Source organism: Rahnella sp. RcJ3, assembly GCF_009498575.1.
GTDB classification, from domain to species: Bacteria; Pseudomonadota; Gammaproteobacteria; order Enterobacterales; family Enterobacteriaceae; genus Rahnella; species Rahnella aceris.
Window position 1 is genome coordinate 113342 of sequence record NZ_QSNX01000001.1, and the last position, 22253, is coordinate 135594.

22 protein-coding genes and 1 other RNA gene are annotated in these 22253 nt (G+C 50.5%); 12 read left to right on the plus strand and 11 right to left on the minus strand.

Annotation, left to right across the window (positions count from 1 at the left end; all coding sequences use genetic code 11):
* Positions 1 to 15 precede the first annotated feature (15 nt).
* On the minus strand, positions 16 to 714 hold the full coding sequence (gene queC / locus DXU84_RS00530; RefSeq protein WP_112151714.1) for a 7-cyano-7-deazaguanine synthase QueC: 699 nt from the start codon (positions 712 to 714) through the stop codon (positions 16 to 18).
* A 110-nt stretch (positions 715 to 824) separates the two neighbouring features.
* Complete coding sequence (locus DXU84_RS00535; RefSeq protein ID WP_013576632.1) at positions 825 to 2537, minus strand: SgrR family transcriptional regulator; 1713 nt, start codon at positions 2535 to 2537, stop codon at positions 825 to 827.
* Positions 2538 to 2729: 192 nt separating this feature from the next.
* Here DXU84_RS00535 and cof point away from each other — a divergent pair, with 192 nt between their 5' ends.
* On the plus strand, positions 2730 to 3551 hold the full coding sequence (cof, locus tag DXU84_RS00540; RefSeq protein WP_013576631.1) for an HMP-PP phosphatase: 822 nt from the start codon (positions 2730 to 2732) through the stop codon (positions 3549 to 3551).
* A gap of 171 nt (positions 3552 to 3722) precedes the next feature.
* Here the strand turns inward: cof and DXU84_RS00545 are convergent, their stop codons facing one another.
* Positions 3723 to 4766: a PLP-dependent cysteine synthase family protein gene (locus DXU84_RS00545; protein WP_013576630.1), complete on the minus strand. Its 1044-nt coding sequence runs from the start codon at positions 4764 to 4766 to the stop codon at positions 3723 to 3725.
* Between the two features lie 120 nt (positions 4767 to 4886).
* On the opposite strand from DXU84_RS00545, the gene DXU84_RS00550 reads away from it, so the two are divergent.
* The 3 genes from DXU84_RS00550 (at position 4887) to DXU84_RS00560 (ending at position 9043) form a co-directional block, all read left to right on the plus strand.
* A complete protein-coding gene (locus DXU84_RS00550; RefSeq protein WP_013576629.1) occupies positions 4887 to 5342 on the plus strand; it encodes an Lrp/AsnC family transcriptional regulator in 456 nt (151 codons plus the stop codon).
* A gap of 136 nt (positions 5343 to 5478) precedes the next feature.
* Positions 5479 to 7251 (plus strand): SmdA family multidrug ABC transporter permease/ATP-binding protein, encoded by a 1773-nt coding sequence (locus DXU84_RS00555; RefSeq protein ID WP_013576628.1) that lies wholly within the window; start codon positions 5479 to 5481, stop codon positions 7249 to 7251.
* Positions 7211 to 9043 (plus strand): SmdB family multidrug efflux ABC transporter permease/ATP-binding protein, encoded by a 1833-nt coding sequence (locus DXU84_RS00560; protein WP_370461702.1) that lies wholly within the window; start codon positions 7211 to 7213, stop codon positions 9041 to 9043. Before DXU84_RS00555 ends, DXU84_RS00560 begins: the two co-directional genes overlap by 41 nt.
* On the opposite strand, the gene DXU84_RS25050 is transcribed toward DXU84_RS00560, so the two are convergent.
* Complete coding sequence (locus DXU84_RS25050) at positions 9018 to 9329, minus strand: hypothetical protein (protein ID WP_126124264.1); 312 nt, start codon at positions 9327 to 9329, stop codon at positions 9018 to 9020. The two genes, DXU84_RS00560 and DXU84_RS25050, sit on opposite strands and share 26 nt — an antisense overlap.
* Positions 9330 to 9384: 55 nt before the next feature.
* Here DXU84_RS25050 and glnK point away from each other — a divergent pair, with 55 nt between their 5' ends.
* Both glnK and amtB read left to right on the plus strand, forming a co-directional pair.
* On the plus strand, positions 9385 to 9723 hold the full coding sequence (gene glnK / locus DXU84_RS00565) for a P-II family nitrogen regulator (protein ID WP_009639071.1): 339 nt from the start codon (positions 9385 to 9387) through the stop codon (positions 9721 to 9723).
* Between the two features lie 85 nt (positions 9724 to 9808).
* Positions 9809 to 11098 (plus strand): ammonium transporter AmtB, encoded by a 1290-nt coding sequence (gene amtB / locus DXU84_RS00570; RefSeq protein WP_013576624.1) that lies wholly within the window; start codon positions 9809 to 9811, stop codon positions 11096 to 11098.
* A 141-nt stretch (positions 11099 to 11239) separates the two neighbouring features.
* On the opposite strand, the gene tesB is transcribed toward amtB, so the two are convergent.
* Positions 11240 to 12106: an acyl-CoA thioesterase II gene (gene tesB / locus DXU84_RS00575; protein WP_013576623.1), complete on the minus strand. Its 867-nt coding sequence runs from the start codon at positions 12104 to 12106 to the stop codon at positions 11240 to 11242.
* 271 nt (positions 12107 to 12377) lie between these two features.
* Between tesB and DXU84_RS00580 the strand changes: the two genes are divergently transcribed.
* The gene (locus DXU84_RS00580; protein WP_037036825.1) at positions 12378 to 12959 is read left to right on the plus strand and encodes a YbaY family lipoprotein; all 582 of its coding nucleotides are present in this window, start codon (positions 12378 to 12380) and stop codon (positions 12957 to 12959) included.
* Between the two features lie 68 nt (positions 12960 to 13027).
* Here the strand turns inward: DXU84_RS00580 and DXU84_RS00585 are convergent, their stop codons facing one another.
* Positions 13028 to 13336: an MGMT family protein gene (locus tag DXU84_RS00585; protein WP_037036827.1), complete on the minus strand. Its 309-nt coding sequence runs from the start codon at positions 13334 to 13336 to the stop codon at positions 13028 to 13030.
* A 192-nt stretch (positions 13337 to 13528) separates the two neighbouring features.
* On the opposite strand from DXU84_RS00585, the gene ffs reads away from it, so the two are divergent.
* An RNA gene (gene ffs / locus DXU84_RS00590) (signal recognition particle sRNA small type) lies at positions 13529 to 13625 on the plus strand.
* Positions 13626 to 13751: 126 nt separating this feature from the next.
* Here ffs and DXU84_RS00595 read toward each other — a convergent pair.
* Together DXU84_RS00595 and DXU84_RS00600 are read right to left on the minus strand one after the other, a co-directional pair.
* Entirely contained in the window at positions 13752 to 15101 is a 1350-nt protein-coding gene (locus tag DXU84_RS00595) for an NCS2 family permease (RefSeq protein WP_131638180.1), read from the minus strand.
* A 76-nt stretch (positions 15102 to 15177) separates the two neighbouring features.
* Entirely contained in the window at positions 15178 to 16965 is a 1788-nt protein-coding gene (locus DXU84_RS00600) for an adenine deaminase (RefSeq protein WP_153374581.1), read from the minus strand.
* 139 nt (positions 16966 to 17104) lie between these two features.
* On the opposite strand from DXU84_RS00600, the gene DXU84_RS00605 reads away from it, so the two are divergent.
* Positions 17105 to 18061, plus strand: coding sequence for a LysR family transcriptional regulator (locus tag DXU84_RS00605; protein WP_013576618.1), 957 nt, complete (start codon positions 17105 to 17107; stop codon positions 18059 to 18061).
* A gap of 75 nt (positions 18062 to 18136) precedes the next feature.
* Here the strand turns inward: DXU84_RS00605 and DXU84_RS00610 are convergent, their stop codons facing one another.
* The 3 genes from DXU84_RS00610 to DXU84_RS00620 form a co-directional block, all read right to left on the minus strand.
* The gene (locus tag DXU84_RS00610; RefSeq protein WP_013576617.1) at positions 18137 to 18340 is read right to left on the minus strand and encodes an HHA domain-containing protein; all 204 of its coding nucleotides are present in this window, start codon (positions 18338 to 18340) and stop codon (positions 18137 to 18139) included.
* Between the two features lie 45 nt (positions 18341 to 18385).
* On the minus strand, positions 18386 to 18754 hold the full coding sequence (gene tomB, locus DXU84_RS00615) for an Hha toxicity modulator TomB (protein ID WP_013576616.1): 369 nt from the start codon (positions 18752 to 18754) through the stop codon (positions 18386 to 18388).
* 229 nt (positions 18755 to 18983) lie between these two features.
* Positions 18984 to 19343 carry a hypothetical protein gene (locus DXU84_RS00620; protein ID WP_015690306.1) on the minus strand — a complete coding sequence of 120 codons (360 nt, stop codon included), beginning with the start codon at positions 19341 to 19343 and terminating at the stop codon, positions 18984 to 18986.
* A gap of 376 nt (positions 19344 to 19719) precedes the next feature.
* Here DXU84_RS00620 and DXU84_RS00625 point away from each other — a divergent pair, with 376 nt between their 5' ends.
* Genes DXU84_RS00625 through DXU84_RS00635 form a run of 3 tightly spaced genes read left to right on the plus strand, consistent with a single transcriptional unit; the run spans position 19720 to position 22224 of the window.
* Positions 19720 to 20448, plus strand: coding sequence for a metal ABC transporter ATP-binding protein (locus DXU84_RS00625; RefSeq protein WP_173362112.1), 729 nt, complete (start codon positions 19720 to 19722; stop codon positions 20446 to 20448).
* Complete coding sequence (locus DXU84_RS00630; protein WP_013576613.1) at positions 20445 to 21302, plus strand: metal ABC transporter permease; 858 nt, start codon at positions 20445 to 20447, stop codon at positions 21300 to 21302. The genes DXU84_RS00625 and DXU84_RS00630 overlap by 4 nt, the downstream gene beginning before the upstream one ends.
* A 43-nt stretch (positions 21303 to 21345) precedes the next feature.
* Positions 21346 to 22224, plus strand: coding sequence for a metal ABC transporter substrate-binding protein (locus tag DXU84_RS00635; RefSeq protein ID WP_013576612.1), 879 nt, complete (start codon positions 21346 to 21348; stop codon positions 22222 to 22224).
* Positions 22225 to 22253 lie beyond the last annotated feature (29 nt).

Genomic DNA, 22253 nt, shown 5'->3' on the forward strand with positions numbered 1-22253 from the left:
ATTAAAACTGAAAAATTAACGCAGTCCGGTTTTCTTCTTCAGGCTGGTCATCACGCCCGCTTTATCCTGCTGGTATTGCTGCAAACCATTAGCGCGTAAATGACAGGCTGCACATTCACCACAACCATCACCAGCAATGCCGTTGTAGCAGGTCAGCGTTTTATGGCGAACCAGATCCAACTGCTGGTAATAATCGGCCAGCGCCCAGGTTTCGGCTTTATTGAGCCACATCAGCGGCGTTTCGAAACGCACATCGCGCGCCAGACCCAGCGACACAGCCGTGTTCAGCGCCTTGACGAATTCATCACGGCAATCCGGATAACCGGAGAAGTCAGTTTCACACACGCCGGTGATGACGGCTTCTGCCTGGATCTGATAGGCATAAATGGCCGCCAGCGTCAGGAACAGAATATTACGACCGGGAACGAACGTACTCGGCAAGCCCCCGTTGTTTTCATCACCAAAATTAGGCACCGGAATGTTATCGCGGGTCAGGCTGCTGACAGCCAGTTCGTTTAACAATCCGACATCCAGCACTTTATGGGCACGTGCGCCCAGTTCCACAGACAGTTTTTGTGCAATCTCGATTTCTGCACGATGACGCTGACCATAATCGAAAGTAACGCAGTGGACTTCGTCATATTGCTTCAGAGCCTGAATCAGACAGGTTGTTGAATCTTGTCCGCCGCTAAAAACTACCACTGCTCTTTTCATTCTGATTACCTGTTGTTTGAAACCATTATCTGAAATTTACTGCGCATCGGGCAGTAAAAGTGTCCTAATGTTACTTTCCTTTACCCCCGGAGTGTAGTGAAACAGCTCCTTCAGGCACTTTCCGTTGGCAGCGGCGGCGGAACCCATGCCTGACAGAAATCGAACCAGCCCCATGCGGTGAGTTGCACACCGCTGATGCGCGGTGGTGCGCTGACCTGATACTGATAGTTAAACAACGGTGTGACGATGGCCGACTGCATCCACTGAAATAAATGATCGCGCAGTTCGTCCGAGCGATGGTTCTCCAGCGGGATTTGCTGAATAGCGGCCAGGCGCTGTTGCTGGCAAACATAATCTTTTTCGCGCAGGATCCCCGGCCAGAGCGGATCTTGCTGTAACCAGTTCTCCAGGGAGGCATCGGGAGATTCGCCAATCAAACGATCACCGAGAAGCAGATCGGCCCAGCCCAGCAGCGCATCATCTTCCCAAAGTCGCCCGGCATGATATTTAACCTCCAGTGCACAATCTTCTTCCGCCAGCTTTTCCTTTAGTGCCTGCGCCACCAGCTCAAATTCAACCGGCGGGTGAAACAGCAATGTCAGCTTTTCAGGCAATGGAACATCAGCATCGTCATGCAAAGGTATTGGCCAGCCAGGCAGCATTTCTTTGCTGGCTTTCACCAGATCATGATCGATAGGCAAATTATCCAGCATGCCGCTGCGCTGGATCAGACGGACGATTTTACGCGCCTGAGCCTCATTCAATACGCCACGTTTCAGATTGGCGGCGATGTAGCAAAATCCCAGGCTGGTGCTGCGTCTGACCGGTTTCACGCGCGATAATTCATCCTGTTCACCCAAAATGATCCTGACCGGATGCTGGCAACTGACATTGCTTTTTTGTGCAAAGAGTTGCGGTGTGATCCAAAATTCAATAGCCGCCAGATAAGGATGCTGTAAGGCGTACAACGTATGTTGTTCAAGCCTGATCAGTTCAGGTGAAAAGGTAGTCAGACGAAAAGGACCCGCGCCGATATGTGGATTATCGGGATGGGATAACAGGCAGTTAAGGTCGGCAAACCGGTGCGCCAGCCAGTAATCGGGTTTATCGAGATCAAACTGCAGACAAAGTGCGTGCGGCTGAGACAATTTGCTCACGCAAGCCAGATTATGTTTACTGCGCGGTGAGTTTTGCAGTTGTTCAAAGCGCGCCATTAATTGCGCGGTCTTCAGTGGTTCTCCGTTATGCCAGAACAACTGACTACGCAGGAAAAATTGCCAGGTTTTGCCGTTATTACTGATTTGCCAGTGATGGGCCAGATCGGGCCGGGGGGCTGAATTTCCCGGAATAAAACGCGTCAGTCCTGCATGAATAGTATGGGCAAGATGTTGCTCGGCACGGCCGGTCAACGTCAGCGGATCTAAAGGCTGGAGAGGGCGATAATAGGGTATACGCAGCGTGGGCGCATCTTCCTGCCATTGCCCGCCCAAATGCGGCGCCAGCAGTGCATTGAGATGGCTCGGATCCAGCTGGCTTAGCTGCAACGCGGCCGAATGTTCGCCATTTTTCAGCAACTCCTGCAAACAGGCTCCCCGCAATTCTTCGGGGGTTTTCAGGCAGCAAAGTGACGCACGCTTCCCGCGACCTGCTTGGGATTGCCAGTCAATCCAGCCCGCATCCTGAAAGTGTTTCAGCAACGTTCGGGTATGACGTTCACTGCAACAGAAAATCTCAGCCAGTTCGGCCACGGTAAACTGAACCGGAACTTGTCCGGTCTTCAGGTATAAACGCTGAAATTGATTAAGCCGGTTTTGCAGGCGCACGGTAAATACGGAACCTTATTTTTGCTGTGAATTATCCTGTTCATCATATCGTGCGTATGGCGCGCTGGCTTGCAGCGAAGAGCCAGAGTGTGAGCTAAAACCGGAACAGTATTCACAAACTGTTCACTATTAGTTCCGCAAATCGCAGTCCATACTTTGAGGGTGAAAATCATTCCTTTTCTGAGAGAAAATATGTTCCGTTTAGCTGCATTTGATATGGATGGCACTCTGCTTTTACCCGATCACACGCTGGGCGAAAAAACACTGGCAACATTGCGTCAGCTGGCTGAAAAGCCGGTAAAACTGACGTTTGCCACCGGCCGTCATTATCTCGAAATGAAAGATATTCTGGCGAACATCGGACTGGACGGTTTTCTGATCACCGGAAACGGCACGCGAATTCATGACTTGTCCGGGCACCGGTTGCATGCCAGTGACTTGTCCGAAGATTGTGCACACGAGCTTTTGCACACGCAATGGGATACACCTGCCAGCCAGCATGTATTCCGTGATGATGGCTGGTTTACGTCTCTGGACGATCCGGATTTGCTGATCCCGCATCAGTTCAGCGGCTTCCGCTATCAGTTACAGGATCTGCGTTTATTGCCTGATTCTGGTAACAGCAAAGTGTGTTTCTGCGCACCGCATGAAACCTTGCTGGCGCTGGTACCCCAACTGGAAGCGCATTTCGGCCCGCGTCTTGACCTGTGTTTTTCAGCGGCCGATTGTCTGGATGTGCAGCCCGCAGGCAGTAATAAAGGCAGTGCTCTGGCGCTTCTCACTGCAGGTCTGGGTATCGATATGTCTGAATGCATGGCATTCGGCGATGCCATGAACGACAAGGAAATGCTGGAAAGTGTCGGGATGGGGCTGATTATGGGCAACGCTTTGCCGGTGCTGAAAGAACAGGCCTCTCATTTACAAATCATCGGACATTGCCGTAATCAGGCTGTGTCTCACTTTTTGCAACACTGGCTGCACACTCCACACCTCACCTATTCCCCCGAATATTAAGGTATTGCAGCAAGCCGGGTTCACTTTAACTGTCCCGGCTTTTTTCCCCCTTCATCCTTCGAACTGCAACTGCGTTAGCTGCATTCTTTCACCCGAATCACTTACTCTTGTAAGCTCATCGGGATTCATTCATTTGCTGCCTTGTTGTAGTTCGAATGATTTCGAGGATATTCAGTTGAGACCTTCCAGTTGTGCAGCGTAAACGGAAATATCCCCGATATTCTTCGCTACCCAGTTGTCATCAAAGTAGGTATTCAGATAACGTTCACCGCTGTCGCAAAGCAGGGTAACGATCGAGCCGGTTTCACCTTTCTCGCGCATTTGTTTTGCCAGTTGCAATGCACCCCACATATTGGTTCCCGTCGAGCCGCCGACTTTTCTCCCCAGTACCTGTTCAAGCCAGCGAACGGTAGCAATGCTTGCAGCATCAGGTACTTGCATCATGCTGTCAATGACGTCGGGGATAAATGAGGGTTCGGCGCGCGGGCGGCCAATGCCTTCAATGCGGCTGCTGCATTGAGCGGTAACGCTGGCATCACGTTGCTGAAAGTAATCATAAAAGACAGAGTTTTCCGGATCCACCACGACCAGTTCGGTATCGTGCCCCTGATAGCGGATGTAGCGGCCAAGCGTTGCGGACGTTCCGCCGGTACCCGCACTCATCACCAGATAACGCGGCACCGGATACGGTTCGCGGGACATCTGACGGAAAATGCTGTCTGCAATGTTGTTGTTTCCGCGCCAGTCGGTGGCCCGTTCTGCGTAGGTGAACTGATCCATATAATGGCCGTTCAGCTCTTTAGCGAGCTGCTCTGAGGCAGCATAAATCTGACCTGAGTTTTCGACAAAGTGGCAGCGACCACCATAAAACTCAATTTGCTGAATTTTGCGCGGGGCTGTACAGGCAGGCATTACGGCAATAAAGGGCAGGCCCAGCAGACGCGCGAAATAGGCTTCGGAGACAGCGGTACTGCCCGAAGACGCTTCAATAATCGGCGTATTTTCGCGGATCCAGCCATTGCACAGGCCATATAAAAACAATGAGCGTGCCAGACGATGTTTCAGGCTGCCGGAAGGATGCGTGCTTTCATCTTTGAGATACAACGAAATTCCAGGAAAGTCGTTCAGCGTGAGACGAATTAAATGTGTGTCGGCTGAACGTTGATAATCGGCGTCGATTTCTTTAATGGCGTGAGTGACCCAGGAATTGCGCATGTTGCAGGCTCATTTAAGTGTTTTGATGAGATAAAGAATAACGTAATCACCAGAGAAATAAGTTACTCTTTGACCCATGGATCATCTTATTTGGAGAAATACTTTCTCCTGGAGTGCGGTATGGTAGATAAAATTGACCTCAGGCTTTTATCGCTGCTACAGCGGGATTGCACCCTTTCTCTGAACGAGCTGGCTGAGGCCGTCAACCTCACCACCACCCCCTGCTGGAAAAGAATAAAGCGCCTTGAAGATGACGGGATTATTTGCGGAAAAGTGGCGTTACTTGACGCTGAGAAACTGGGACTTAGCCTGACAGCATTTGTGCTGATTAAGACCCAGCATCACAACAGTGAGTGGTATCAGCGATTTGTTCAGCAAGTCGAAGCGTTTCCAGAGGTGCTGGGTTTTTACCGGATGGCGGGCGAGTACGATTATTTGCTGCAAGTTCAGGTCTCCGATATGAAAAGCTACGATAACTTTTACAAGCGACTTGTGAATGGCATTCCGGGACTGAACGACGTGACCTCAAGTTTTGCGATGGAGCGCATAAAATCGACCACAGCATTGCCGATTTAATGCAAAAGTTGCAGTAAAAAGTTTCATCAGAAACCCCTGTTAACTCTGGTATCCTTGTCGGCCTGAAGAGAAAATTGGTCTTTCTGTCGCCGGTTTAACTCAATAAAATTATTATTATTTGTATGGAAAACACTGCGTGAGATTGTTTGCACAATTAGGCTGGTACTTCCGGCGTGAATGGCGCCGGTATTTGGGTGCCGTCGCCTTACTGGTCATTATCGCCGTTCTGCAATTACTGCCGCCAAAACTGGTGGGCGTAATTATCGATGGTGTTACGTCAAAACAAATGTCTTACGGCGTGCTTTTTGCGTGGCTTGGCCTGATGCTCGGCACGGCTGTTGTGGTGTATCTGCTGCGTTATGTCTGGCGCGTGCTGCTGTTCGGCGCGTCTTATCAGCTTGCTGTTGAACTACGACAGGATTTTTTCCGTCAGCTGAGCCGTCAGCATCCCGCTTTTTATCTGCGCCATCGCACCGGTGATTTGATTGCCCGAGCGACTAATGACGTCGACCGGGTGGTGTTCGCTGCGGGAGAGGGCGTGCTGACGCTGGTCGATTCGCTGGTCATGGGGCTGGCGGTACTTATCGTTATGGCAACCCAGATCAGCTGGGAACTGACGTTATTGTCGCTGGTGCCGATGCCGGTAATGGCGATCATCATCAAGCGATATGGCGATCAACTTCATTCCCGTTTCAAAACCGCACAGGCGGCGTTTTCCTCGCTTAACGATCAGGCGCAGGAAAGCCTGACCAGTATCCGTATGATCAAAGCTTTTGGCCTGGAGAATCATCAGTCATCGCAGTTTGCTGATGTGGCTGCGGATACCGGTGCAAAAAATATGCGTGTCGCGCGTGTTGATGCCCGCTTTGATCCGACCATCTATGTCTCTATCGGCATGGCGAACCTGCTGGCCATCGGCGGCGGTAGCTGGATGGTAGTCAATGGCCACCTGACGCTGGGTGAGCTCACCAGCTTTGTGATGTACCTTGGCCTGATGATCTGGCCGATGCTCGCGCTCGCCTGGATGTTTAACATTGTCGAACGTGGCAGCGCGGCTTACAGCCGTATCCGTAGCCTGTTACAGGAAGCCCCGGCTGTTGTTGATGGCACAACACCGTTACCGGCAGGCCGCGCGACGCTTGAGGCTCACATCAACGATTTCCATTATCCGGAAAATAGCCACGCTGCTTTAACGACCGTTACTTTTTCCCTGCAACCAGGGCAAATGCTGGGGTTATGCGGTCCGACAGGTTCCGGCAAAAGTACGCTGCTTTCACTCCTTCAGCGCCAGTTCGATGTCACTGACGGTGACGTGTCCTATCACGGGTTATCCCTTAAAGAAATCCAGCTTGATGACTGGCGTGCCCGGCTGGCAGTTGTCAGTCAGACGCCTTTCTTGTTCTCAGACACTGTCGCGCAGAACATTGCGCTCGGAAGGCCTGATGCCACGCAGGAAGAGATTGAAGAAGCCGCGCGTCTCGCCAGCGTTCATGATGACATTCTGCGATTGCCTCAGGGATATGAAACTGAAGTCGGCGAGCGCGGCGTCATGTTATCGGGTGGTCAGAAGCAGCGTATTTCGATTGCGCGCGCATTGCTCCTCAAAGCCGAAATTCTGATCCTGGATGATGCTTTATCCGCCGTTGATGGCCGGACGGAGCACCAGATTCTGCACAATCTGCGTCAGTGGGGAAGTGACCGTACGGTGATCATCAGCGCACATCGTCTCTCTGCACTGACCGAAGCCAGTGAGATTCTGGTCTTCAGCCAGGGGAGTATTTCGCAGCGTGGCAATCATGACCAGCTTGCTGCCGAAGCCGGCTGGTACCGCGATATGTTCCGTTATCAGCAATTAGAAGCTGCGCTGGATGATGTGTCACAGGAAAAGGAGCCGGAACACCGTGGCTGAACCCAAAAAAATTAAAATTCAGAAGCTTTGGCCAACGCTAAAGCGCCTGTTGAAATACGGGAAACCTTACCGCAAGCCGTTGTCTTATGCGGTTCTGATGTTGTGGATTGCAGCGGCAGCGGAAGTGACCGGCCCTATATTAATCAGCTTCTTTATCGATCACTACGTGGCTAAAGGTGAAATGCCGTGGGGGAAAGTCAGTTTGCTCGCGCTGAGTTTTATCTTCCTGCAATTCCTGGCAGCAAGCCTGCACTATTTTCAGGCACTGTTGTTCAACCGTGCTGCGGTGGGGGTCGTCCAATGCCTGCGCACCGAAGTCATGGATGCGGCATTACGGCAACCGTTGAGCGCATTTGATACACAGCCTGTAGGTCAGCTGATTTCCCGCGTGACTAATGACACGGAAGTTATCCGTGATCTGTATGTGACCGTGGTATCGACAGTCTTACGCAGCATCGCCCTGATTGGTGCGATGCTGGTGGCGATGTTCAGCCTCGACTGGCGACTGGCATCGGTGGCAATTTGTATCTTCCCGGCCGTATTTGTCGTGATGGGGCTGTACCAGATTTACAGTACGCCGGTGGTGCGCAAAGTACGCGCTTATCTGGCGGATATTAATGATGGCTTCAATGAAGTGATCAACGGTATGAATGTGATTCAGCAATTCCGTCAGCAGAAAAGGTTTGGCGAACGGCTTGCCCGCGCCAGCCAGTCGCACTACCTGGCCCGCATGCAAACGCTGCGACTGGAAGGATTTCTGTTGCGTCCTTTGCTCAGCTTATTCTCGTCGTTGATTTTATGCGGTCTGCTCATTCTCTTTGGATTCAGTGCCGAAGGTTCTGTGGGCGTTGGGGTTCTGTACGCCTTCATCAATTATCTCGGACGGCTCAACGAGCCTCTGATTGAACTGACCTCACAACAATCGATTATGCAGCAGGCAGTCGTTGCCGGTGAACGTATCTTTGATTTGATGGACAGGACGCAACAGCAATACGGGCCAGACGAAAAGTTGCTCACCAGCGGCGAGATTGACATCAAAGACGTCAGCTTTGCTTACCTCCCGGATAAATGGGTGCTGGAAAACATTTCCCTGCACGTGCCTTCGCGCGGTTTTGTGGCGTTGGTTGGACATACCGGCAGTGGTAAAAGTACGCTGGCAAATCTGCTGATGGGTTATTACCCGTTAAACAAAGGTGAGGTCAGGGTTGACGGACGTAACCTCGGCGACTTATCGCACACCAGCCTGCGCAAAGGTATTGCAATGGTTCAGCAGGATCCGGTGGTTCTGGCAGAATCCGTGTTCGCTAATGTCACGTTAGGCCGTGATATTGATGAAGCGCAGGTGTGGCACGCGCTGGACATTGTGCAGCTCTCACCGCTGGTACGCGAAATGCCCGAAGGTTTGAATACGCGTCTGGGAGAGCAGGGCAATAATCTTTCTGTCGGGCAGAAACAATTACTGGCGATGGCGCGCGTTTTGGTGCAGGCACCGGAAATTCTGATCCTTGACGAGGCAACGGCCAATATTGATTCCGGCACCGAGCAGGCTATTCAGCGTGCATTACGGGCTATCCGGCAGCAGACTACGCTTGTGGTTATCGCACATCGGCTTTCGACGATTGTGGATGCCGATAATATTTTGGTATTGCACCGTGGCCAGGCTGTTGAGCAGGGTAATCACTTGCAACTGCTGGCAGAAAAAGGCCGGTATTATCAGATGTATCAGTTGCAACTTGCCGGACAGCAATTGGCTTCTGCCGGACAGATTATGCCTGCAACAGAAAACGCATAATCTTTGCATCGGTGCCGTATCCCTGCGGCACCGGCTTTCTTCTTTCTCCGTTTTTCATTTCCTGTTTTTCTTTTCCCCGCACTGTATTCATGCAGGCAGAACCCTTTTTCAATTCGGGTGCACTAAAAAGCAGCGGTGAGCACTTAAATGGTGCGTGTGCTGCTGTGCTGCATATGGCATGACAACTGTGCGCCTGGTCACGATTATTCTGAAAATGCCGTATTACGCGGGAATTGCATGAATCTGCGCCCGATTTCAACTCTGGCACATCCTTTGCTTTATCCAATCCGTATCGGGCGCGAATCCTCTCGCGGCAAGCCCTTAATTCGAGGAGTGGCACAATGAAGCTGGTTACTGTGGTGATCAAACCTTTTAAGCTGGAAGACGTGCGTGAAGCGCTGTCTGCTGTTGGAATTCAGGGGCTGACCGTAACGGAAGTTAAAGGTTTTGGCCGTCAGAAAGGTCATGCCGAACTTTACCGTGGCGCGGAATACAGCGTGAACTTTCTGCCAAAAGTAAAAATCGACATTGCTATTGCAGACGATCAGCTTGATGAAGTGATCGATGTGATCAGCAAAGCGGCCTATACCGGCAAGATCGGTGATGGCAAAATTTTCGTTGCTGAATTGCAACGTGTTATCCGTATTCGTACTGGTGAAACCGACGAAGCAGCACTGTAATTTCAGGCTTTTATCTCTCATACCAATCGGTTTGAGATAAATCAGATTAGAAAAAACAGTTTTGAGAAACAGGGGTGGGTTAATAATGAAAAAACTTTTATCCATGATGGGGCTTGGTGCCGTGGCTTTGCTGCCTTCGCTTGCCATGGCAGCAGCGCCAGCAGCGGCAAACGGTGCTGATAACGCCTTTATGATGATTTGTACCGCGCTGGTATTGTTCATGACCGTACCGGGCGTGGCGTTGTTCTACGGTGGCTTACTGCGTTCTAAAAACGTTTTGTCCATGCTGACTCAGGTTATTGTCACCTTTGCTCTGGTCTGCGTGTTGTGGATCCTCTACGGCTACAGTCTGGCCTTCAGCGAAGGTAACGCGTTCTTCGGTGGTTTCAGTAACGTCATGATGAAAGGCATCGGCCTGGACTCCGTGACAGGCACCTTCTCCCAGATGATCCACGTTGCTTTCCAGTGCTCATTTGCCTGTATCACTGTGGCGCTGATCGTGGGCGGTATCGCTGAACGTGTACGTTTCTCAGCGGTTCTGATTTTCACTGTGATCTGGCTGACTTTCTCTTACATCCCGATGGCTCACATGGTGTGGGCAGGCGGTTTCCTGGCTGCTGATGGTGCGCTGGACTTTGCCGGTGGTACCGTTGTTCACATCAACGCCGCTATCGCAGGTCTGGTGGGGGCTTATCTGCTGGGTAAACGTGCCGGTTTCGGTAAAGAAGCTTTCAAACCACACAACCTGCCAATGGTCTTCACTGGTGCATCAATCCTGTATGTGGGTTGGTTCGGCTTCAACGCAGGTTCTGCAAGTGCAGCAAGCCCTGTTGCCGCGTTGGCTTTCCTGAACACGGTGATTGCAACGGCTGGTGCAATCCTGTCCTGGACACTGGTTGAATGGATGGTGCGTGGTAAACCTTCACTGCTTGGCGCAAGCTCCGGTGCTATCGCAGGTCTGGTCGCTATCACACCTGCATGTGGTACGGTCGGCGTGGGTGGTGCTCTCATCATCGGTCTCGTAGGCGGTATCACTGGCCTGTGGGGTGTGGTTACCCTGAAAAAATGGCTGCGTGTTGATGACACCTGTGACGTGTTCGGTGTTCATGGTGTGTGCGGTATCGTAGGTTGTCTGCTGACTGGCGTATTCACTTCCAGCTCACTCGGCGGCGTAGGTTATGCAGAAGGTGTGACCATGGGCCATCAGGTTTGGGTTCAGTTCTTCAGCGTGTGCGTGACATTGGTCTGGTCTGGTGTTGTTGCTTTCATCGGTTACAAAGTGGCGGACATGATCGTAGGTCTGCGTGTTCCTGAAGAACAAGAACGCGAAGGGCTGGATGTTAATAGCCACGGCGAAAACGCTTACAACCAATAATGAGATTTCAGAGAAAGTAGTGCGCTAACTCTCTCATTCAATGAGTTAAAAATAATAAAATAATGATGATATGCAAAAGGGGCGATAATGTTATCGCCCCTTTTTAATGCGCCATTTTTACAGGGCGCTCTTTAATGATGATTATTCAGGCTTTCGCTGACGAATAACCCCTTCCTGTACCGTGGAGGCGACCAGCACGCCATCGCGGGTATAAAACTGTCCACGCACAAAACCACGCGCACCGGATGCAGAGGTACTTTCGACGGCATACAGCAACCAGTCATCCATGCGGAACGGGCGGTGGAACCACATCGAATGGTCGATGGTCGCGACCTGCATTCCCGGTTCAAGGAAGCCAATGCCATGGGGTTGCAGCGCCGTAGGCAGGAAATTGAAGTCAGACGCATAGCCCAGTAAATACTGATGAATTCGCAAATCATCTGGCATTTCACCGTTGGCCCTGAACCACACTGCACGGTTAGGCTCTTCGACACTCCCTTTCATCGGGTTATGAAACTTCACCGGACGCATTTCAATAGGCTTATGACCAATAAATTTTTCGCGGAATTTTTCCGGTATCAGATGCGCCAGATTTTTAGCAATATCTGATTCTGATACCAGTGTTTCCGGCGGCGGCACATCCGGCATGGTGTTCTGATGCTCAAAACCACTTTCCTGGCTTTGGAACGACGCCGTCATATAGAAAATCGGCTTGCCATGCTGCACCGCTTTTACGCGGCGGGCGCTGAAACTGTTGCCATCGCGCAGGATTTCCACGTCATAGATAATCGGCTTGCTGCTGTCACCCGGGCGCAAAAAGTAGCTGTGGAAAGAATGGATACCACGTTCTGCCGGGACGGTCTGTTTGGCGGCATATAATGCCTGGCCTACGACCTGACCGCCAAAGACCTGACGTAAACCCAGGTCTTCACTTTGACCACGAAACAGCCCTTCTTCAATTTTTTCCAGATCAAGCAGATCCAGCAGATTTTTTAATGCCTGACTCATAGTGGCCTCATGAAAGTTACCGGAGAAATCGACCTAAGTTGTTCGGGGTAATGCAGGCAGGAATTTTCTGAAATACGCCTTAACCGACAGGTCTAACCTGTTAATCATAGTGGATCTTACGTTTTGTCTGAAGATCTGTTTGGCCGCTGACAGGAAAACCTCAGACTTTTGTGCCATGATTAGTAGGTAAGCTGGTTAAAGTCACTAAATTCATCGTCGGCGTTTATTACAGCTTGTCGACAAGCGACTAATAAAAAAGGGAGTACGATCAATGAAACTTTGGCAGATAGTAGGTGGAACCGCGCTGTCTCTGACTCTTGCCGGGTGCGCACAGCATCATGAGGCACCAGCGCAGCAACCTCCTGTGAATACGGCGGCTAGCCCGGACACCGGACCTGCGATCACCGGCCCGAATGTATCGGGTAGCGTGTTTATCAATCAGCGTGTAGCCTTGCCACCGGATGCTGTCCTGACGGTGACATTGTCTGATGCTTCGGTGGCGGATGCGCCATCCCGCGTGATTTCGCAAAAGGTGGCGAGAACTCAGGGTAAACAGGCACCGTTTACCTTCATCCTGCCGTATAACCCGCAGGAAATTGCCCCTAACGCGCGTATTCTGCTGAGTGCGGCGGTAACCATCAATGGTCAGATGACCTTCATCACTGACTCCATTAAAGAAGTGATTAATCACGGTCAGGGTACACGTGCCGATCTGCAACTTGTCCCGGTTGTCGCCGTCCCTGTAGCGACCAAACCCAGTGCCCTGGGACCAATGACTAACCCGTCAAATCCAGGACTGGGCACTTCGCCTGCACCGGTTAGTATGGTACCTGCACAACCAACGACCTATTAATTCATCACTTATGATGGCTAAGCACCGCTCTCGCGGTGCTTTTTTATGGGCGTTTTGAAGGCAGGCATTCACCATTTCCAGCCGTATTTCTCTAAATCGATTTTGCCTTTCTTAAACGTGATGCCCTCGGCCAGCAGTGCCTGACGCTGACGTTTAAAGTCTTCGCCCTGCAAAGAGATTTCACCGTGCCGGTTTATCACCCGGTGCCAGGGAAGAGTGCTGCCTTCCGGCAATTTCTTGAGTACCCCCCCGACCTGACGTGCCGCGCGGGGTGAACCGGCCAGTTGCGCGACGTTCCCGTAAGTTGTGACCTGCCCGACCGGGATGGCGGCGATAATCTGAAATACGCGCTGGCGAAAGTTATCGGGTTCCGACATGACATCCTCCACAGTGATTTGCGCCAGTATGACGCAAAAATTAAGGTTTTGTAGGCTCTGATTCAGGCGTATTGTTTAAGAAAACAACGGTTGTCGGCAGTTAACTTGCTTTTGTTTCGGCCATCACAGATAATGCCCACCGCTTCGATTCTCTTAGCAGAGAAATGAAGCTGACAACGTCAATGGGGGCCCTGTTGGTTCTCCCGCAACGCTAACTTGTCAACTTGGTCAGGTCCGGAAGGAAGCAGCCATGGCAGGTGTCGTGTGTGCCGGGATGTAGCTGGCAGGGTCTCCACCATTTCAGGCCTCCGGAATTATCTCTTCTCTTTGATTTCCTCCTAAAAATATCTTCAAAGCCAGGCTGCGCCCATAAAAAAGGGCACGTTTTCACGCGCCCTCTGTTAACCCGCAAGTTTCAGTGATGAACCAGCGTCGCAAAATAATACACCAGCGGGATTGCCAGAATATAAAGGCCTACAGGCACTTCACGTGCTTTTCCTGCGACCACTTTAATGATGACGTAAAACAGCAGGCCGCCGGCGATACCGGTGCCGAAGCTGTTGGAAATCAGCGTAATCATTACCATCATCAGTACCGGCAGCGCGTCGGTAAAATTCGCTAAGTCCACTTTTCGCAAATTACTGAACATGTTCAGGCCAATCAGAATCAGTGCCGGTGCGGTCGCCTCTTTCGGGATCATCAGCGCAATCGGAGTAAATAACAGCATCAGCAGAAACATGACTGCAGCGGTAAGTGCCGTCAGGCCAGTTTTCCCGCCTGCTTCAGCGGCGGCAGAGGATTCGATCAATGCTGTAGCTGCAGGAATACCGACGATCGGGCCCAGCGCTGCTGCAATGGAATCCACCATGAAAGGCCGGTTGATATTTTTCATATTGCCGTGTTCATCGAGCAATCCAGCCTCACCACCGACAGCCAGTGTGGTGCCCATCGTAGAGAAGAACTCCGAGGCGAAGAAGATAAACAGGAATGGCAGAAAGGCGATGTTGATAGCACCGATAAGATCGACTTTGCCCAATAACGGAGCAACCGAGTGAGGCAGCGAGATCCATTGCTCAGGTAAATGCGTTACGCCAAACGGTATACCCGCCACCGTCGCCAGCAAAATGGCCCATAAAATGGCACCCGGTACTTTACGAGCCTGTAACCCCACGGCGACCAGCAGACCAAGAAGCGCAATTAACGCACCCGGCGCAGTAAAATCTCCCAGAGCCAGCGCATGTGTTTTGGTATTTGCCATTACCAGCCCGGCATTGCGGAAGCCGAGCAGGGCGACAAAAATGCCAATAGAAGCGGTCAGCCCAAGCTTGATCGACTGCGGAACAGAACGGGTGACTACTTCGCGTAAGCCAAACACTGTCATCACGAAAAATAAAATCCCCGACCAGCATGCAATCCCCAGCGCGACGGGCCAGGTAACTCCGTCGCCCGCCAGCGTAATACCGACCAGTACCGAGCCGCCAATGCCAGGCCCGACCATAAAGGGCAGGTTGGCGTAAAAAGCCATCAGCAGAGAGCCCAGTACAAACACCAGGATCACGCCGGTGGTGGCTGCGCCTTTATCTATACCACTGACGGCCAGTAAACCCGGGATCACCACCAGTAAATACGCTGCCGCCAGAAACCCGGTGATGCCAGCCAGACATTCCGTTTTAATCTTGGTCTGGCGCTGGTGCAGATGGAAGCGGCGTTGTAACCAGCTTTCGTCTGCTGAGACGGTAACATTTTTCACAGAACTTTCGGACATGCTTAAATTCCCCTGAAAATAATTTTTATAATGTTGTGTTTGCTATCTTTTTACGTCTGGTGGTTTTGAGAATGCTTCAGATTTCTTCTGGCCAGATTTCCAGAACCGGGTTGACGATTTCCCGTGAACCGCCATCTGTCAGCCCTAAATCAGTCAGATGTGGGCCTGCATTACAGGCTAAGCACGTTCCTTCGATAGCTTTGAAAACGCGATAAGGCGGTTCCCAGTCTGCGACCTGTGCACTGAGGTCGCGCAGGTTTTTAAACTGCTTCGCCAGTTCCGTGGCCGGTAAATCAGACAGCATTCCGGCAATCGGCATATCGATATTGGCCAGCAACTTGCCATGCTGGCTCAACGCCATACCGCCGCCGCTGGCGATCAGCTGATTGGCCGCTATCATCATGTCGACAGGATCCCGGCCGATAATCACCAGATTATGGGCGTCGTGAGAGTAAGAGGTCGCGATGGCACCGCGCAATGCTCCCCAGCCTTCAAGTAATGCCATTTTCGGTGTGGCGTCGTGGCGGCCATGGCGGTGCTGAACCCAAATCAGGCTGAAGCCGTCGGGTATCTGTACGGCACCATCCCGCACATTCACGGTTACTTCACTCCATTGTGTAAAGCGTGCGCCTTTAATATTGCGCAGACGCGCTTTGCCGTTGTTCAGCCCCGGAATTTTTAGCCTGAAATCAGCGGCGTTCAGCGGCGTTAAGCGCATGGTGTCTCGTGGTGGAACCACTCCGCGCGCGGCGGCAGGGGTAAACAGCAGCTTGCCTTGCTGAGCTACACAGGTTCCGCCGACATATACTGCAAGCGGAAGAAGATTTTCCAGCGAGTCAAACGCGATAAGATCAGCCGTGCGGCCTGCGGCAATCAGCCCTAAATCAGAACGTTGCATGCGAATAGCGGCATTCAACGTCGCCATGCGTAGTACATCTTCTGCACGTAATCCGTAGGAAATCAGGAGCTTGATTAAGGCGATCAGCCCGCCTTTTTCCAGCAGATGATCGGGCGGTACGTCGTCAGTACACAATGTTATTTGTGATGAAAGATGGGGAAGTGCGAGCAAAGCGGCTGCGATATCGGGCAGAAGATAAGGATGTGAGCCGCGAATTTGCAGCGTCAGACCGGCACGCAGCTTTTCCAGGGCATCATCAGCCGAGGTCAGTTCGTGATCTGACGTCACACCTGCGGCAAGATACGCCTGCAATTGTTCATCTTTGAGGCCGCGTGCGTGGCCTTCAATCAGCTTTCCGCTGTTTAGTCCGGCTTCGAGGATTTCCAGCATTCGCCCGCTGCCATTGAGCACGCCATGCATATCCATCACTTCGGCGACACCTGCAATTTCCGGCCAGCTAAGCATTGTCTGCATTTCCTGGCCTGTGAAATCCGCACCGGACATCTCTAAGCCCGGTGTTGACGGCACGCTGGAAGGCGCAGCGCATATCACGCGTAATGGCAGATTACGGCTGGACTGGATGGCGTACTGCACCCCGGCAACGCCCAGCACATTCGCCAGTTCATGCGGATCCCAAAACACCGTTGTTGTGCCCTGAGCGACGACGATTTCGGCGTATTTTTCGGGTGGCAAATGAGAGCTTTCGATGTGAACGTGCGTGTCGATAAGGCCGGGAGAGAGGTAATTTCCTGATAAATCATCAACGTTTTCAGTCTGCGTGAATTTGCCGCGTGAATGAACGCTGGCAATCATATTGCCGGTGATGCCGACATCGGCTTCGCGAATTTCCCCTGTGACCATGTCGATAACACGGGCATTAATCAGCAGACGGTCGAAAGGGATATTCCCCAGTGCTGCGTTTATGGCCCGCTGGCGCAGGGGCTGGGAGGTGATGCCGTCGGTCATATCAGTGTCCGGATTTAAACAATGGTGAGGCTAATGTAGGGAGCAGGGGGGGCTTTGCACAGATGAATTATTTTATCCGTTTATAAGATACGGTTATGCTGAGCAAACGTTTTCTATTTTTCGCGGAATAGCTGCTCATATGTCTGAACCCTGGCGCCGGTTACCTGCCCTTTCCCTCAAGCAAATTCAATACTTTGTGACGCTGGCACAACTGCGCAGTTTCACCGATACGGCGAATCGTCTGGCGATCAGTCAGCCCGCGCTGAGCAGTGCGCTTCGGCAAATTGAATCGGTATTAGGGGGCAAACTACTCAACCGGACGGCACAAGGTGTGAGTCTGACTGAACAGGGTGAGGCTGTTCTGCCATATGCAGAACGTTTATTGAATACCGCGCTTAGTGTTTTCGATGATATGCAGCAAATTATGCGTCAGGGCGGGGATGGCACATTACGCATTGGATTAGTACCTTCGGTGAGTACATTGTTATTTCCGGTCGTTCCACAATTACTGGCGGAATATTTCCCTGATATGCGTGTGGAATTTCATGACCTGACAAACGATGCATTATTACTGGAACTGGAGAACGGATCAGTGGATTTTGGTATCGGTGCAACAGACAGTACAGTGCCGGAATCCATAGCTGTTTATCCACTGCTGGAAGATCCTTTTGTGGCGGTTATCAGACGCGACGATCCGCTTTCTCAGGATCACAATATTCCCTGGCGACAACTGCTGAAAAGAGATATTGCCTTGTTCTCAAAGGGGAATGTTAGCAGGCTGGTGACATCACTGAGTGAGAGTCATCGTTTGAATTTACGGGTGAGTTATCGCGTAGATTTTCAGGAGACGTTATATGGACTGGTGCGTTCGCGTCTGGCATTAGCAATATTACCAGAGTTATATACTGCAACACTTAACGATAATGAATTAACAGTGATTCACTTGCAGCAGCCCACATTAAGCAGAACAGTGGCGATGATGCGCAAACCCGCACCATTGCGTTCACCTAAAACGGAACAATGTTTTCAGTTTCTGTTGCAAACATTTCATCGGCAGATCAAAGAGAAAGTAGAAAAACTTAACTCAAAGATATAGTTAAATAATATTAACGATAATATGGTTAAATATTAACCAGCCAGACCGGGGGATATTCCGGCCTGGCTTTATAGATCAGCGTACAAATTTCCACACTGATACCGGGATTTTATCGTACAACTTGTTCATCGTTAGCTCCGCTAAACGATGGTCAGCTGCCGAGTAAAACAATTCCAGCTCGTCGTCGGAAAGTTCGTACTTATTTTTTTCAATAACACGTTCAAGTGTATCGATAGTGGTGCATTTTCGTAAACGCATCAAATAGTCGATTTTGTTCATCTTAGCCTTTTGATTTTTATCTGATGACTGCATATAAATTATTACTCAAGTCTTCATTAGGGTACAGATGTAGTCCCCTGAGAACATTCTGAATAACCGCTTCTTGGTCTTTTGCCATTGGCGTAAATCAGAATCGTTAATTCCATAATTACTGAACAGCGTGTAGGTATCATCCAGATACTCTTCAACCAGATCACTTAAATGGTTATCGTCTGGATACTTAATTTTAAAACTCATCACAAAGGATGCAATGTGCTCAATCAGTTCATTGAGCTGCAAGTTAACAGCCGAAGTCGGATCGTTAACCCAACCATGATGACTGTCACCCAGTGTCGCAATCCCTTCATCATACAGCATTTCATTCAGGTAGCGTAACTGAGCGATATCGTGCCGCTTAGGCGAGTACTCATCCATATCATCCCCTCCGTAATGGTTTATTCGGTGTTGATAACACTCTGTGAGTAAACAACAAAACTTAATGGCTTACAGGAAACGGCTCTCACTAAAACGCTATGAACTGGCTTAAACATCAAAGACAATCACAATGAACAGTGTTCGGGATGAGGTTTAAAGGATTTAATATACAGCCGGTATTTTAAATATAATTCATTTTTAGAAAGCTGTGCAAACGTATTACTCAAACTTACAATTCTTCAGCCGTTGAGCCTTTGAAGGACTCAATAATATCAAACTCCAATCCGTCAGGTTTAACCCAGAATCTGACGCTTTGCTTCGTTAACTCATCAGCATTAATGTCCAGACAACCATTGAAAATCGTCCATTTGAACTGGTAAGTCATTGAATAATAGTTTTTGCCAATTTGTGTTATTGACACGATCTGCAAAGAATTTGTTTCATAACGTGCATTTTCTGAAAAATAAGTTAAATCTCCAATTAAGGACTCTTCAATTTCAGACAAAGCAGGTTCAATAATCTGTTGTAACTCATCAACCGTAAGAATATTCCCATTAATATCACAATGGATCAATTTCTTCAAAGGCATTTACCTCTTAAGCACATATCCCTTCATTATCGCATATTTTCATCAGGATGTGTTTTGGGCAGAGAAAAAAATTTCCAAACCAAAATTCCATAACTTTTTGATTGTAGTGCAAATTACAACTCATTCATCAATTTTTACTCTTTTTTAACAGTTAAGATCCGTGTTCTCTCAAAAACGGCCTGCTATCCCTTCTGCCGTAAAAAACTGAAACAGTTCATGTATTGATACTCATACCCTATTGTGATGTTATATTATAACTTTTTGGAGGGGGTATGACAAAAACACTCTTTACACTTTCTTCGCCGGTACGCTGCGTCGCTGTACTGGCTGTGCTCGCTTTGTTATGGGCAGCTATTTACTGGGCAATTTCACTACCATGATTTTTGTTAATGACCTCGAAGTGGGGTATGACCGTCAGGCGGTGGCCATGCCCCTTAACGGACAGTTTTGTCCGGGTTCCCTGACAGCTGTCATTGGTGCCAACGGTGCCGGGAAATCCACCTTTCTCAAAACATTAGCCGGTTTGCAGCAGGCTGTGGCAGGGAATATAACTTTCACGGGCGGGAAACGCCCCCGACTGGCGTATTTGCCACAGCAGGCTGAGCTGGATCGCAGTTTCCCTATCAGCGTGTTTGATCTGGTCGCGATGGGATGCTGGCCGCAAAGCGGGTTATTCGGTGGCATAAACCAACAGTCTGCGATAGCCGTCGATAAGGCGCTGGAGACGGTGGGGATGACGGAAATGTCGCATCTGCCCGTAGGATCGCTTTCTGGCGGGCAATTGCAACGTACGCTGTTTGCCCGCTTACTGGTGCAACAGGCACCCCTCATTATGCTTGATGAACCGTTCACAGGTATCGACACTCAAACCATCGATTTACTGTTAAAAGTCATCGCGCAATGGCATCAGGAAGGAAAAACTGTCATCGCGGTTTTGCATGATATTTCGATGGTTGCACGACACTTTCCGCACGTGCTTTACCTCAGTGGACAGCAGAATTTATGGGGAAGCGCACAGGATGTCCTCGGGCATTTTCCTCATCAGGCGCATGCCTGCATTTCGACAGAACCTTTCTCCCTGACGACGGGAGTCGCAAATTCATGATGCTTTTTCATCTGCTTGCCGATCCTTTCATTGAATTCGGTTTCATGCGGCGCGCTTTGATTGCCTGCATCGCATTATCAATCAGCGCCACGCCATTGGGCGTTTTCCTGTTATTACGCCGGATGAGTCTGGTGGGTGATGCACTTTCGCATGCTGTTTTACCCGGCGCAGCGATTGGCTATCTGATCTCGGGGATGTCGCTGGTCGCCATGGGGATTGGTGGTTTTATCGCAGGCCTGGCTGTTGCGATGCTGTCCGGGCTGGTGAGTCGTCGTACACAATTGAAAGAAGACGCCAGTTTTGCCGGTTTCTATCTTGGCTCTCTGGCACTTGGGGTCACGCTGGTTTCCCTGCGCGGTTCGAGCGTGGATCTTTTACATGTGCTGTTTGGCTCAATTCTTGCCATCGATTCATCTGCCATGATTATGGTCGGTATTATCGCCAGTCTTTCTTTACTGGTCTTGGCATGCATTTACCGTGCACTGGTCATTGAGTCATTTGATTCGCTATTTCTGCGCGTCAGCGCCGGAAAATGGCTGGCAGCTATCCATGGAATGTTTCTGGCGCTGGTAGTGATCAATCTGGTGGCGGGTTTCCAGATCCTCGGCACTCTGATGTCTGTCGGGCTGATGATGTTGCCTGCCGCCAGTGCCCGTTTCTGGGCTCGCGACCTGCCTCATACCTTACTGAGCGCGATGATTATTGGTGTGATTGCCAGCGTTGTAGGACTCATCTGGTCTTATTATGCTTCGTTGCCCGCCGGGCCCGCGATAGTGCTGAGTGCGACAGTGATCTTCTTCATTTCGGTTTTATTCGGAAAGCGGGGCGGCATGTTAACCGCCTCGCGAAGTTAAGCAGCAATACGTTAATAAGCAGTACCACAATTAAGGGGACATGATGAAATTATTACCTGTATCACTCGCAGTAGCTGCCCTGCTGTCGAGTCCGCTGGCGATGGCTAAAACCGTCAATGCGGTAGCCAGCTTTTCAATTCTTGGAGATATCGTTCAGGAAGTGGGGGGGGAGCATGTGAAAGTCACGACGTTAGTCGGACCGGACGGTGACCCGCATAGCTTCGAACCTTCACCTAAAGACAGCAAAGCCATCAATGCGTCTGATGTTGTCTTTGTCAGCGGTCTGGGCCTGGAAGGGTGGATCGATCGCCTGGTGACTGCATCGGGTTATAAAGGTCATCTGGTAACAGCATCGGAAGGCGTAAATTCCCGCAAAATGGAAGAAGACGGTAAGCAAATCACCGATCCTCACGCATGGAACAGTATGGCGAATGGCGTGATTTATGCCACTAACGTGATGAATGCGCTGATCAAAGTGGATCCAGAAGATGCGGATTATTTCCGTCAGCGCGGCACTGCTTATATTGAACAATTGCAAAAGCTGGATGCGTGGGCAAAAACTGAATTTACCGGTATCCCACAGTCGAAACGTAAAGTGCTGACCAGCCATGATGCCTTCGGCTATTTTGGTCAGGAATATCACGTCAGCTTTATGGCGCCCGTTGGTTTTTCTACGGAAGCTGAAGCAAGTGCCAGTGGTGTGGCTTCTCTGATTAAGCAGATTAAAGCAGAGAAGGTGAAAACTTACTTCATCGAAAATCAGACCGACCCGCGTCTGGTTAAACAGATAGCAGCAGCCAGCGGTGCTGAGCCAGGGGGGGAGTTGTACCCTGAAGCATTGTCCGGCCCGAAAGGACCAGCGACAACTTACGTGAAAGCGTTTAAGCATAACGTTGAGACGATTGTCGCCAGCATGAAATAAGATCTTCGCTCCTCACGGCTATGCTGTGG